Annotated in this window: 10 protein-coding genes; 4 read left to right on the top strand and 6 right to left on the bottom strand. The window is 36.4% G+C overall.

Annotated elements, in window-relative coordinates:
• Window positions 1-15: 15 nt before the first annotated feature.
• The 6 genes from ABVM53_RS08925 to ABVM53_RS08950 form a co-directional block, all read right to left on the bottom strand.
• Complete coding sequence (locus ABVM53_RS08925; protein WP_405325263.1) at window positions 16-1,464, bottom strand: SusD/RagB family nutrient-binding outer membrane lipoprotein; 1,449 nt, start codon at window positions 1,462-1,464, stop codon at window positions 16-18.
• A gap of 10 nt (window positions 1,465-1,474) precedes the next feature.
• On the bottom strand, window positions 1,475-4,726 hold the full coding sequence (locus tag ABVM53_RS08930) for a SusC/RagA family TonB-linked outer membrane protein (protein WP_405325265.1): 3,252 nt from the start codon (window positions 4,724-4,726) through the stop codon (window positions 1,475-1,477).
• 133 nt (window positions 4,727-4,859) lie between these two features.
• On the bottom strand, window positions 4,860-5,546 hold the full coding sequence (locus ABVM53_RS08935) for a DUF2064 domain-containing protein (RefSeq protein WP_405330856.1): 687 nt from the start codon (window positions 5,544-5,546) through the stop codon (window positions 4,860-4,862).
• 138 nt (window positions 5,547-5,684) lie between these two features.
• On the bottom strand, window positions 5,685-6,497 hold the full coding sequence (locus ABVM53_RS08940) for a purine-nucleoside phosphorylase (protein ID WP_405325267.1): 813 nt from the start codon (window positions 6,495-6,497) through the stop codon (window positions 5,685-5,687).
• Window positions 6,498-6,505: 8 nt separating this feature from the next.
• Window positions 6,506-7,186 carry a TIGR04282 family arsenosugar biosynthesis glycosyltransferase gene (locus tag ABVM53_RS08945; RefSeq protein ID WP_405325269.1) on the bottom strand — a complete coding sequence of 227 codons (681 nt, stop codon included), beginning with the start codon at window positions 7,184-7,186 and terminating at the stop codon, window positions 6,506-6,508.
• A 30-nt stretch (window positions 7,187-7,216) separates the two neighbouring features.
• On the bottom strand, window positions 7,217-7,708 hold the full coding sequence (locus ABVM53_RS08950; protein WP_405325272.1) for a rhodanese-like domain-containing protein: 492 nt from the start codon (window positions 7,706-7,708) through the stop codon (window positions 7,217-7,219).
• Window positions 7,709-8,004: 296 nt separating this feature from the next.
• Here ABVM53_RS08950 and ABVM53_RS08955 point away from each other — a divergent pair, with 296 nt between their 5' ends.
• The 4 genes from ABVM53_RS08955 to galE are packed head-to-tail and all read left to right on the top strand — an operon-like array spanning window position 8,005 to window position 14,055.
• The gene (locus tag ABVM53_RS08955) at window positions 8,005-9,021 is read left to right on the top strand and encodes an aldose epimerase family protein (RefSeq protein WP_405325274.1); all 1,017 of its coding nucleotides are present in this window, start codon (window positions 8,005-8,007) and stop codon (window positions 9,019-9,021) included.
• Window positions 9,014-12,190 (top strand): glycerol kinase GlpK, encoded by a 3,177-nt coding sequence (glpK, locus tag ABVM53_RS08960; RefSeq protein WP_405325277.1) that lies wholly within the window; start codon window positions 9,014-9,016, stop codon window positions 12,188-12,190. Before ABVM53_RS08955 ends, glpK begins: the two co-directional genes overlap by 8 nt.
• Before the next feature lie 42 nt (window positions 12,191-12,232).
• The gene (locus tag ABVM53_RS08965; protein ID WP_128756444.1) at window positions 12,233-13,039 is read left to right on the top strand and encodes an HAD-IIA family hydrolase; all 807 of its coding nucleotides are present in this window, start codon (window positions 12,233-12,235) and stop codon (window positions 13,037-13,039) included.
• Complete coding sequence (gene galE, locus ABVM53_RS08970) at window positions 13,036-14,055, top strand: UDP-glucose 4-epimerase GalE (RefSeq protein WP_405325281.1); 1,020 nt, start codon at window positions 13,036-13,038, stop codon at window positions 14,053-14,055. Before ABVM53_RS08965 ends, galE begins: the two co-directional genes overlap by 4 nt.
• Window positions 14,056-14,097: the final 42 nt, after the last annotated feature.

Consider the following 14,097-nt stretch of genomic DNA (forward strand, 5'->3'; position numbering starts at 1 on the left):
TAAATCATTTAAATATTAGTTCTTTTCCCACCAGTTTTTACTGTTGATGTTGTCTCCACCTATACGTGCTGCTGCTGCTTCATAATTATCTTTATTTGCAGCTTGTTCAGATTCTGGATAGAGATATCTAACGGGATATTTGTCTTCATTAAAATTATCTGGTCCGGGTGTTAATGCAGGAATCCCTGTTCGACGAATATTAAACCAGGCTTCGTGTCCCACCATAAAAAGGCTTAACCATTTTTGAGTTAATATTTTAGTCAGGTTTTGATTCATTGACCCGTTTAAAGCTATTGCGCTGCGCGAAAAATAATCTGATGGTAACGTAACATCATAGTATTCAAAATGAGCACGTATACCGTTTTGATAGTAAACTTCTGCATTGCCAGTAATGTAACCACGCTCGACAGCCTCAGCCAAGGCAAATTGAATTTCAGAATACAGCATTAATTGGGCGTCTACACCATCAGGCACACCTCTAAAACGATCTGCCATTAAAGACAAATTATTAAGTAGAAAACCTTGTTCACTTATTGATTGGGTGCTTAAACCATTAGGTAATCCCTTAAATGTAGGATTGCCTGCCGTTACGCTTTCTGGTGTGGGATTAAAAAATACTGCGATTCTGGGATCATCCCAACTTTTAAGAACGTCCTCTACAGTTTTACTCATTTTTAATCCTTGAAATATTCCTGTAGATGCACTAAATAATGGAAACTGATTTGGTGAAGTGGCTAAATAGGGCAGGACCGCATTATCTGCATTCGATTCCATAAGCATATTACTGTCGGCAAGTTCTTGAAGTTTAGAGAAGCTGGTATTGCGCTTGCTGGTACGCAGCAGGTAGCGCACCTGAAGCGAATTTCCGAAGCGCACCCATTTTGTAAGATCGTTACCAAACATTATATCGCCTTTAATAGTCTCGCTGGTATTTTGAAGTTTTTCAACTGCTGCTTCAAGGCGCGCTAAAATACCTGTTTGCTGATTTGTATAAATACTTTCTTGGGTGTCATAAACAGGTGTGAAATTTAACGAGGCAAATTGTAATGCTTCTGTGTATGGAACGTCACCCCACATATCTGTGAGTTGAGAGAAAAGAACACTGCGTAGTATTTCTGCTACACCATCATAGGCATCGTTATAACCCGGTAAACTTTTCATAGATTCCAGATCGGTAAGCAGGCCAAAAATTAAATTCCAATATCCGCTATTTCCGCCCAGTTCATAACGGTCTATACGCTCAAATTCAACATCAGAATTAAATTGAACTAGGTAATTGTTAAGTCGTAGTCCCTGATTGTACGTATTTTCATTAAGTTCTGTTGCTATAACATTTGTAAGCAAAAATTCTGGACTCACTTCTTGAGGAGCGTTTGGATTATCATTAATAGCATCAAAGTCATTTGTACAACCTATAAAGTTGAAGCAGATAATAGTGACTATAAGTAGTTGTATATTTTTCATTTTAATAGTCTTAAAAATTTGTTTTTAAACTCACCCCAAAGCTGCGTGTTGATGGGTAAGAGAAATCATCAACCCCATAAACTATATTACGCTCTTGAAAGGCGTTAAGTTCTGGATCAAAGTGTGGATTTTCAGTAAAAAGTAACAGGTTACTTCCTACAAGGCCCAGCTTTAAATTTTCTACTCCTAAGCTTGTCGCTGTTGCTTTAGAAAATGTATAGTAAATGCTTACTTGTCTCAACTTTAGATAGGATGCGTCATATAAGGAGCTTGCTTCATTTCCACGATCATAAAATGCATTATTAAAAGTACTTGCAGATACCGCAGTAGTGTTAGGTACATATTGCGGATTTTCAGCGGTTCCTATATTAACAACACCTTCTCCAATAATACCATTACCATCAACAAATTGCGTAGTTGCAGAACCTCCTTCACGACCTAATAGTGTTTCTTTTAGAACACCAGATGTGCTGCCTAATGCTTTTGTGCGGGATACGATTGTGCCCCCTTGGCGCCAGTCAAAAAGAACAGTAAGGTCAAAGTTTTTATATTTAAAATTATTACTGAAACCCATTGAGAAATCAGGGTTATAATTACCAAGCAAACGCAGCGTACCATCTTGAATGGGCAATCCATTTGAACCGTAAAGTGTTTTACCATCTACTTGAACAAAGCCGGTACCATACATATCACCAACACGGCCATTCTCTTTAGCGATAAAGAAAACCGTATTAGAGCCTCCGCTACCACTAAACACACTTGCAGTGGCAGTTACAAATTGATCTACACCCTGAGGAAGTTCGGTAACAACGCTTTTGAACGCACTAAAATTAAATGAAGTATTCCATTGAAAATCACTTGTTTTAATAGGAGAAGCATTCAGCATTAACTCGATCCCGCGCGTTCTTATTTTTCCGCCATTTTCATTAAAACTTGCAAATCCGCTACTATTGGATACCGGGCGTGATATAATTTGGTCTTTGCTCACATTTTGATAAACAGATGCATCAAACTGAATTCTACCTTTTAAAAACCACGCTTCTAAACCAGCCTCATAGGCATCGAGTCTTTCTGGTTTTAAGTTTGTGTTTTTAAGTACATTTTCATTAGTAACCTTAAAGTTAGAAGCATAATTACCATTCAGTAAAAAAGTTTGATTATTCTGAAAAGGGTCTGTGTCATTACCTACGGAGGCAGCACTAAATCTTAATTTTAGAAATGAAATCGCATCTGGAAGCTCAAAACTGTTTGAAGCTATGTAACTAAAACCGGCAGAATAATATCCAAAAGAATTGTTTTCTTCCGGAAGTGTACTACTCCAGTCGTTACGATAGGTGAAATCCAGATAAAGTTGGTTTTCGTAAGAAGCATTTGCTGTCCCATATACGCTATTTATACGTTTATCAAAATTTTCACTATTGCCCAGAAGAGGTGCTCTTGAATTTGCTAATGTATAAATCGATGGCAATGCCAGCTGAGAAGCTTCCGCGTATGCGTAATGAATTTTCTGATCAAAGCGATTTGCTCCTGCTGTAATTGTGTACTTCCAGCTGTCATTTATTTTATCGTTAAACGTAAGTAAGAAATCAGTATTCATTTCTGTGAATCGAATATTGTCCTCCCGATACGAACCAAATGGATTTGCATTTGTACTTACAGCGCGCCTAAATTCCCGGTCTTCATTATAATTATCTATTCCTGTACGAATTTTAAAATTTAGCTTATCTGAAAATTTATAAGTAGCTGAAACATTCCCTAGCAACCGATTTTTAATAAAACTGTTTGTGTTTTCGTTAAGTGTGAGGTAAGGGTTTGTTAGCCACAAATAATTGATATCATAGTGCTGACGGCCTTCCTGACCGGCTTGCCAGTAATTTTTTAGAGCACTAATATCGGTTTGCCTGCCGGTCCAGTTAAAACCATACAATACATTCTCATACCCATATCCCAGATTCGGGCGATTGCCACTACGGGTATTAATATAATTTAGAAAGGTATTAAGACTAAGCTTCTCATTTAATTGTTGGTCAAGACTTACAGCGATACCGTCCCGCTTTAAATCTGTATTAGGTAAAATTCCTTCATTGCGGAGGTTGCTGTATGAAAGCCGAGCACTACCCGAGTCTCCCGTATTGCTTATTGCAATGTTATTTTGATAGGTAATTCCTGTCCTAAAAAAATCTTTTACATTATCTGGTCTTGATACCCAGGGAGTGGCAGTGATATCTGTAAAGCTGCCATCTGGAAAAGTACGGGCAAGTACATCACCACCTCGTACAGGATTACCGTTAATATCTACTGAAGGGCTATCAAACTGCGGAATAAGAAGTCCAGAATCTAAGCGTGGGCCATAACTACTTATACCGCCATCATTTATACCTGCACCTACACCATTAACAAATGAATACTGGCCATTAGACCCTACACCATATTCATTTTGATAATCTGGTAATGTAAGAAGTGTTTCAACCGTAAAATTGCTGTTTATGCTCACTCCAAAACCTTTGGCTCTGTTTCCTCTTTTAGTTGTAATTAAAACAACACCATTTGCTGCACGAGCACCATAAAGCGCGGCTGAACCTGCTCCTTTTAAAATGGATATGGAAGCAATGTCATCTGAACTAATTTCTGAACTTCCATTTCCAAAATCTACTTCTTGGAGAGCACCATTATTAACAAGATCACTTGTGATTTGCTCATTACTAATGGGCACACCATCAACAACAAATAAGGGTTGATTACTGCCACTTAAAGAGTTTTCTCCTCTAATTATAATGCGTGATGAAGAGCCCACTCCGCTAGAGCCATTTGTAATTTGCACCCCGGCAACTTGTCCTGCAAGACTATTAACTAAGTTGGATTGTGAAACGGTTGTTAATTGATTAGCACTTACAGTAGAAACAGCAGAAACCAGAGCTTGTCGCTCTTTTTCAATGCCCAAAGCTGTTACAATAACCTCATCTAAGTTTGTTGTTGCCTCTTGGAGATATATAAGTAAAGCTTGCTCTTCTTTATCAATTCTAAGTGTTTGCGTAGTAAAACCTATTGACGCAAAACGGAGTTGATTGTTTCCCGGAGGAATAGTAATACTAAAATTTCCATTTTCGTCTGAAGTTGTTCCTATCGTGGTATTTACGACAACAATATTTACAAAAGGAATTGTTGTGTTGTCTGTTGTATTATAGATGGTGCCACTCACATTTGTTTGTGCATTAGCTAAAAAGCACAAAAAGAATAAACACCCTGCGTAAAGGTTTTTCATTTTTCATTTTTAAATAACAATACTAGTAACGCTCAGGCACAGGCTTGATCGTTTTATAAAACAGGCTTAATAATGTCTATAATCAACCTAAGGATTCACGATGTTTAAGTAAATCGCTTAGATACAAAGACATTTAGCAAGCGGTTAAATGTGTTTTATTGTAGTATGTTCTAAAAAGGAATATATCTAGAAAGAGATTGTGTTTAGTCTGCCTAGATATAGAAGAAAACTTTGCAGATCGTAGTAAGTGGATAAGCTCTTTAGAAAGAAATTTTGTGTCGTTGAGGATTGCCTCAATGTCTTTTTCTGAATCTAAATCATTAAGAGGCTCAAGAAGAGAAACCTCAATTTTTTTAGTATTTAAAAGTCTTATAATACTTGTTGACAACGAGGCTGTTTGCCAAGGAAGCCGTAAAAAAGATTCTGCATTAAAGTGAGACTTCTGAAGTCCCATTAGGTAGAAACCCCCATCTCTAGAAGGGCCGAGTACTAATGGAGATTTGATAAGTCTTTTAGCTGCTTCTTGAATATGTGAAGCATTTAAATGCGGACTATCATTACCTATAGTAATTATATTTTCATAACCTCTGGCGAATAATTTATTAATCTCATTAATAAATTTACCTCCAAAACCATCTCCAGATTGGTTTTTTTCTGAAGATATATAGTAAGGAATACCAGACTCTTTAGCTACTTTAAGCGTGTGATTATTTAAGGCATTAAATACAGCCAGACCATTATTAATAGACTTATTTTTTGCTTCAGATTTTGCAGAGCGAGCAAATATTAATATGGCTGTAGTTGACTTTATAATCTTAATGTATTAGAGGTTACTAATCTAGAATATTAAAATAACACAAAATATTATATTAGGATGTAAATCTTAAGTGATTCAAAATTTACTGTAATTGTGAATCACTCAAGATCTACGATATTCTATGAGTTCTGGTTTTAGAAATTATAAACGTTTAATTAATTCTGTAAATAATACAACCATATTGGGTTCGGCTAAAGCAGCAGCTTCCATTATATCTGAAATTTCTACGGGCTCCAGATCATTAGGATTGCATTCATCTGTAATTACAGAAAGACCCACAACTGGTAAACTTAAGTGATTTGCCACTATAACTTCTGGTACAGTACTCATACCTACCGTATCTGCGCCTATAAGTTTAAGATAGCGGTATTCTGCGCGGGTTTCAAGTTGAGGCCCTACAACGGCTACATAAACCCCCTGGTGCAGCGTGATTCCTTTAGTGTTTGCTACGTCTTTTAAAATGGTATTCATAGTAGCATCATAAGGAGCACTCATATCTGTAAAACGAGAGCCTAATTGTTCTACTCCTTTAAAAGCTAGTGGAGAACCACCTTGTAAATTGATGTGATCATCAATAAGCATAATCTCTCCTTTCTTGTAGTCAAGATTAATCGCTCCTGCCGCATTACTTATTAAAAGTTTTGAAATCCCCAGTTCTTTCATAACGCGTACTGGATAACTTACATCAAATAAGGTATAACCCTCATAAATATGAAAACGGCCCTGCATCACAATTACTTTTTTGCCGCCAAGGGTACCGTAAATTAATTTACCGGTATGAAACTCTACAGTAGCGGTAGGGAAATTGGGAATGTGATTATAACTCACAGTACTTATAACTTCAACCTGATCTACAAATTGTCCTAATCCGGTTCCTAAAATTATACCTATCTCTGGAGCTTCAAAACCCCGACTTCTTAAGAATTGAGCTGACTCATCAATAAATTTTTTCATACTGTATATTATTTTAAATGGTTTGGCAAAAATGGTATAAATGCATCAATACCTTTAATGTCTTCATAGTAATCAACATCATTGCGCACTTCAAGTAGTTTAAAAGAATGGGATCTTAAATCTTTAAGTGTATCTTCTAAAACTGTTTCTGTACCCCATTCTTTATTTTGAAAAAGTTGAGGTAGTAAAAAGGTCATTCCCAGCAAATAATAACCGCCATCTTGTGCAGGTCCTACGATAAAATCGTGATGATCTAATTCAGAAAACGCCAGGTCAATATCTCTTTGAGAAAGATCATACATATCACTGCCTATAATAATTACTTTCTTATAACCGGCTTTAAATGAGTTTTCAAAGGCTTTATGCATTCGCGCACCCAGATCAACACCATATTGCAATTTTTTAATATAATTGCTTTCATCCCAAAGATCTTCAGAACGTATTTTTTCAGAATAAAAAACCTGTTTATCTGCGCTTAAGTCTTTAGTAATACTAACCGTGTGCTCAAGAAGAAATTTATATATAGCTAATGCAGCTTCATCTCCCACACCTGCAGCAAGTCTGGTTTTTACTTTGCCTAATTCAGGATTCCGTGTAAAAATTAAAACTGTTTGTCCTGAAGTTGGGAAATGAAATTCTGTTTCGAAGTCTTTAGTTTCCTTAGTGTCTTTTTTGCTTAGTAAGCCCATTAAAGGTTTATTAATTGATTGCCTTCAAAATTAATGAACAGGAATGCCTGTTTTCAAATAATCTTCCCAATTTTTTGAAAAAGTATGTATGCGCATTGTGGTTTTATTTTTGGAGTCTTTTAAACTATAACCGGCATCTTTCCACGCAAATATTCCTCCATATAAGTTAAAAACCGTTTGATTGTTTTTTCGTATAATTTTTTCTCCAAAATCTTCACTTCGTATTCCTACGGTGCAATAAACCACAATAGGCTTATTTGAATTTATGTAAGTCGTTAAATCTGCTTTAGAGTAATTGGTGCCTGCCCAAATGGCGTTGGGTAAATGACTTACTTCATATTCCGCTTTAAGTCGAGTGTCTAATATGATGTAATTGTCAGGATTCATTTTAAGTTCCTGAACAGAAAGATATGGGACACTTCTGGAATTATGAATTTCTAAAAGATCATCAATTGATTTTTTTTGACCATTAGCAAGGGCAAAGCTTAATATCATACTCAAAAATAAGAGCTTTTGATTCATAGAAAAAATTGAAATGGATAAATTCATTCAAGCAAGCACATAGAAAACAAAGCGCAAATATAGCTTCGCGCGTTCTGTGTGTTCAATTAAGTTACGATGTTTTTAACCATTTAGTTTTTTGTCATTTTTAAATAATTCAAGCTATTGTGAAATTGCCCACTTTGTTATTTCATTCTAAAGGATAATTAGATTGATCCCAAATACATTAAAATCGAATATACTTTTAAGCAGCTAGACTTTCACACCTATAATCGCCTTACAATTTTATATATTTAACGTTATAAATAGAACTGCTTTTGATTTCAATTAAACCCTTTGATAATACACAAGACGGACATGTAGTTTTACAAGTGCGATTAATCAATTCTGCCGGTATGGAAGCTCATTTTTTATCCTACGGCGCTATCTTACAACGATTGCTCGTGCCAGACAAATCTGGAAATAAACGAGATGTTGTATTGGGTTTTGAAGACTTGAAATCTTATGAAGCAGATACGTCATACATAGGTCAATTAGTAGGGCGTAATGCTAATCGTATTGCAAATGCTCAAATAGAACTCGATAATAAAAAGATTGTGCTTACAGCAAATGAAGGTAAAAATCAATTGCATGGAGGTTTTGAGTCGTTTGGTAAAAAAGTGTGGGAGGTAACTAATCTAGGCGACGAAGTTGTTTTTAGCTATATAAGTACAGATGGAGAAGAAGGATTTCCCGGAGAATTAGAAACTAAATTTTTTGTAAAGCTTACTAACGATAATACGTTAGTTATGCGTTATGAAGCCAAGACAGATAAAGAAACTATCGTTAACCTCACCCGTCATGAATATTTTAATCTGGATGCGGGTTTGACCGATTCGGTTCTAGGACATCAGTTAAAAATCAATGCTGAAAGTTACTTGCCAATAAATAAAGATAACATCCCAACGGGAGAAGTGCTTCCTGTTGCAGAAACTCCCTTTGATCTTCGTGAAGATAAAAAAGTGAGTGAATTTATAAACCGAATGCAAGGTGGTTTTGACCATAATTTTGTTCTAAATAACCCCGGAAATAAACAAGCGGCTGTTTTATCATCTTCAGATAATAAATTAAAGATGGAACTTTATTGCTCCCAGCCTGGATTACAATTTTATAGTGCAGATGGAATGGTAGATTTCCACGGAAAACATATGAATATCCCTGGACCTTCTGCTGCACTCTGTCTTGAAGCACAACATTTTCCAGATACGCCTAATCACGATAATTTTCCGACGACAATTTTAAAGCCTAACCAACTTTACTCACATCATTTAAGCTATAAATTTTACTATGACTGAATCGTATATAATAGCATTTGACCAGGGTACAACAAGTACGCGTGCAATTTTATTTAATAGTAAAGGAGAAGCAGTAGCTACGTCCCAAAAAGAATTAAAGCAATATTACCCGCAAAGCGGTTGGGTAGAGCACGATCCTCAGGATTTATATAATGATCAGTTTGAGGCATTTGAGAAAGTTGTTGCAGAGGCTAATATTCCATTAGAATTAATTAAAGCAGTAGGAATTACAAATCAGCGGGAAACTACTCTGGTTTGGGATAAAAATACAGGGGAACCAGTTTATAATGCAATAGTCTGGCTGGATAAACGTACCGAAGCTATTTGCGAAATGCTAAGGGAACAAGACCTCGCTCGTTATATTCTGAAAAATACAGGTCTTGTTATAGATAGCTATTTTTCTGCTACAAAAATTAAATGGATACTGGATAATGTAGAAGGAGTGCGTGAGCGGGCAGAAGCAGGTGAGTTGTTGTTTGGTACTGTTGATAGCTGGTTAATCTACAAATTTACGGGTAAGCATCTTACAGATCATACCAATGCAAGTAGAACAATGCTTTTTAATATCAAAAACTTAGATTGGGATGATGAGTTGCTAGAAGCATTAGAAATTCCGCGTAGTATGTTGCCAGAAGTTCAGGCTTCTTCTTCAGACTTTGGACGCCTAGAATATAAAGGGCATTCACTTCCTATTTATGGTGTTGCCGGTGATCAACAAGCAGCTTTATTTGGTCAAGGCGGTTATAAAGCAGGAATGGCAAAAAGTACATATGGTACTGGCTGTTTTATGCTTTTGAATATTGGTAAAAAGCCTTCCTTTTCAAAAAATGGTTTAATTACCACATTATGCTGTACACTGGAAAACGAACCTAATAAATATGCGCTAGAAGGTAGTGTTTTTGTGGGCGGTGCATCGGTGCAATGGTTACGTGATGCGGTAGGGTTAATTAATGACCCAATGGAAACAGAGGCTATCTGTAAAAGTATACCAGCATTAAAAGATTTATACTTTGTACCCACTTTTAATGGTATGGGAGCGCCGTATTGGGATAGTGAGGCAAAAGGAAGTATTCAAGGTTTATCTTTTAATACAGGAAGAAAAGAGCTTATTAAGGCTACTATCGAAGCCATGGCTTATCAAGTAAGTGATCTTCTTAATTCTATGATAGAAGATAGCGGAAAGCAGCTAAAAGAGTTGAAAGTAGATGGTGGTGCAAGCGTGAATAATTATTTGATGCAGTTTCAGGCAGATATATTAGATACTCGTGTAGATAGACCGGTAATGCTGGAGGTAACCGCATTAGGTGCAGCTTTCTTAGCAGGAATCAAAGCTGGTATCTGGACTAAAAAAGATATTGCCTCAGTGCGTAATGTAGATACTATTTTTGAGCCGCAAATGGAGGTGCGCCTTCGTAATCACAAAAAGGAAGGTTGGGATCTAGCAGTTGCGCGTACACGTTCTGGATATGCAGAAAGTATTGAGAAAGAGAAAAGTCCGTTACGTTTTAGCATATTGGATCGTAAAAGATATATCAAGAAAGCCAAGTCAAAAAAGTTTGATGTAGTTGTCATAGGAGGTGGTGTTACAGGAGCTGGTATTGCTCTTGATGCAGCAACTCGGGGTATGAGTGTTTGTCTTATTGAAAAGAATGATTTTGCTTCGGGAACTAGTAATAAAAGTACAAAGCTTGTTCACGGGGGCTTACGCTACCTCAAGCAAATGGAAATTGGTCTTGTTAAAGAATCGGGTACAGAACGAGCAATCGTTCATAAACTGGCTCCACATCTTGTAGTACCTGAGAAAATGTTGCTTCCACTCATAGAAGGGGGTCAATACGGTAAATTTCTTACCTCAATAGGTTTAAAAGTTTACGATCTACTAGCAAATGTAGAAGGTAACGACAAACGTAGAATGCTAACTAAAGAAGAAACCATAAAGCGTGAGCCTATGCTTGATGAATCTTCATTACTAGGTGGGGGATATTATGCAGAGTATAGAACAGATGATGCCCGTCTTACTATAGAGCTTATAAAAAAGGCTGCAGATTTTGGAGCTGTTTGTATTAATTATTGTGAGATGACAGATTTTGTTTATGATCACAAAGGAAAAATTACTTCGGTTAAATGCAAAGATTATAATGCCACAAGCTCTTTTGAAATTGAGGGAAGAACATTTGTTTCTGCAACGGGACCTTGGGTAGATAAACTTCGTATTAAAGATGAATCAATGAATAATAAACATTTACATCTTACAAAAGGAGTACATCTTGTATTTCCGAAGGAAAAGCTACCCGTACACCAATCGTTATATTTTGATGTGCCAGATGGGCGAATGATATTTGCAATTCCGCGAGGTAAAGTAACGTATGTAGGAACTACAGATACTAATTATTCTGGGAGTCTAGACCGAGTGGTTGTGACTAAAGATGATATCCATTATTTACTCGATGCAATTAATAACACTTTTCCAGATATAACTTTACAAGAAACTGATATAGAATCAAGTTGGGCTGGCTTAAGACCGCTTATTCATGAGGAAGAAAAAGACCCTTCAGAACTTTCTAGAAAAGACGAAACATTTATTAGCAATAGTGGTTTAATATCTATTGCCGGCGGAAAATTAACCGGTTATCGCAAGATGGCACAACGTGTAAATGATACAGTATTAAAGCAGCTGAAGGAAAAATACGCCGAGAAATTTGAAGATTCAAGAACAGAACATATAGCACTTACTTCACACGCTATGCGTAATTCTAAAGAAGTAGCAAACTATCAAAAAAATCTTACTGAAACATTAGAGTCACTAGGAGTCGAAGATGCAGAATATAAAGGCTGGTACTTGACAACAACATATGGCAAACAGGCTGAGCTTATAAAAAAGAAGATAAATTATTTTAGAGACGCTGATGCAAATGACCGGCTTTTGCGTGCAGAATTATGGTATAGTGTGTATTATGAAATGACTAATAGTCTTGCAGACTTTTTTGTAAGACGCACCGGCAGACTTTATTTTAATATCAATACCGTAACACAATACCGCGAGATTGCAGTTGAAGATTTTGTAAATTATTTAGATTGGACAGAAACCCGAGTGCAGCAAGAGAATAAAAAGTTAGACGAACTTATTTATGATGCGACACACTTTTATAATACTGAATTTGAGCACTAATTTTAAATTAAACGTTAATTTTACATTTAAACACGCAGCCTAATGGATAAAGGATTTTTAATTGACATGGACGGAGTTATTTACAGTGGTAATGACATGATTCCCGGAGCAGATGTATTTATCAAAACATTACAAGATCGCGGTATCCCATTTTTATTTATGACTAACAATAGTCAGCGTAGCCCCATCGATGTGGTGAATAAATTAATCCCTATGGGGATTAAAATAAATGAAGATAACGTGTATACCAGTGCAATGGCTACAGCTTGGTTTTTAGGCTTTACTAAGCCTAATGGTACGGCTTATGTTTTAGGTGAGGGAGGTTTACTTTCAAGCTTACATCAAAATGGGTATTCATTAGTAACTCAAGATCCTGATTATGTGGTAATAGGGGAAGGGAGAAATTTTACGCTAGAGATGGCAAACAAAGCGGTAGATATGATCTTAGGAGGTGCTAAGCTAATCGCAACAAATCTTGATCCGTCACCTATGAAAATTGGTTGGTCTAATCTAGGTATAAAGGCTATTGTAAAAATGATTGAAGAAGCTACCGGCCGCAAAGCTTTTTCCGTAGGAAAACCGAGTCCGGTGATGATGCGAGCAGCCAGAAAAAAATTAGGTCTTACGACAGATCAAACTATTGTTATAGGAGATACTATGGATACAGATATTCTAGGCTCTATACAAATGGGATACAAAACTATTTTAACATTATCGGGAGTTTCAAAAGCTAAACATATTAACCATTATGCTTACGCACCAGATATGATAATAGACTCTTTAAAAGATTTTAATATTGACGAGGCTTTAGAAAAGTTAAGCGTTAAAAGTAACACATCAGAATTTTGAAAATAGTAGTAACAGGCGGACTCGGTTTTATAGGATCACATACTGTGGTAGAATTACAAAATGCGGGGTATGAGGTAGTGATTATTGATGATCTATCCAATGCATCAGAATCTGTACTTGATGGTATAGAAGCAATCACAACTAAAAAACCAACTTTTGTAAAACTGGATTTACGTGATCGCAATGGAGTTTCTGAGTTTTTTAAGAAGCACAACGATATTACTGGAGCAATTCACTTTGCGGCTTCTAAAGCGGTAGGGGAAAGTGTAAATAAACCATTAGAGTATTATGAAAATAATCTAAGCTCTCTAATCTATCTGCTTCAAGAGTTAACGGCAAAAGAGGGCGCTAATTTTATATTTAGTTCTTCTTGTACAGTTTATGGACAAGCAGATGAATTGCCTATTACAGAAGAAGCTCCGGTAAAACCTGCAGAATCTCCTTACGGAAACACTAAGCAAATAGGTGAGGAAATTATTAAGGACACTGCAAATGTTTATCACAACTTCAATGCTATAGCCTTGCGTTATTTTAACCCAATAGGTGCTCACGAAAGTTGTGAAATAGGAGAATTGCCTCTAGGAGTTCCTCAAAATTTAGTTCCTTTTATTACTCAGACAGCAGCCGGACTACGTAAGGAACTGGCTGTCTTTGGGAATGATTATCCAACAGCTGATGGAACGTGTGTGAGAGATTATATTCACGTTGTAGATCTTGCTAAAGCCCACGTAATGGCACTAACGCGTTTAGTAGATAAAAAAAATAAATCAAATTTTGAGACTTTTAACTTAGGTACAGGAAAGGGGAGCTCTGTTCTTGAAGTTATACAAACATTTGAAAAAGTGACGGGTGTCGATCTTGCCTATAAAATAGTTGACAGAAGAGAAGGAGATGTAATTGCTGCTTATGCAGATACAACAAAGGCAAATGATATTTTAGGGTGGAAAGCAGAGCTTACTTTAGCTGAGGCATTAGATTCTGCCTGGAATTGGGAGAAAAAAGTACGCGGACTATAAGTTAATATAAAAAGCCTTATTGTTTTAGTAGGGCTTTCTTAA

The sequence above is a fragment of the Leeuwenhoekiella sp. LLG6367-2.1 genome, from assembly GCF_045055775.1.
Lineage (GTDB): Bacteria > Bacteroidota > Bacteroidia > Flavobacteriales > Flavobacteriaceae > Leeuwenhoekiella > Leeuwenhoekiella aequorea.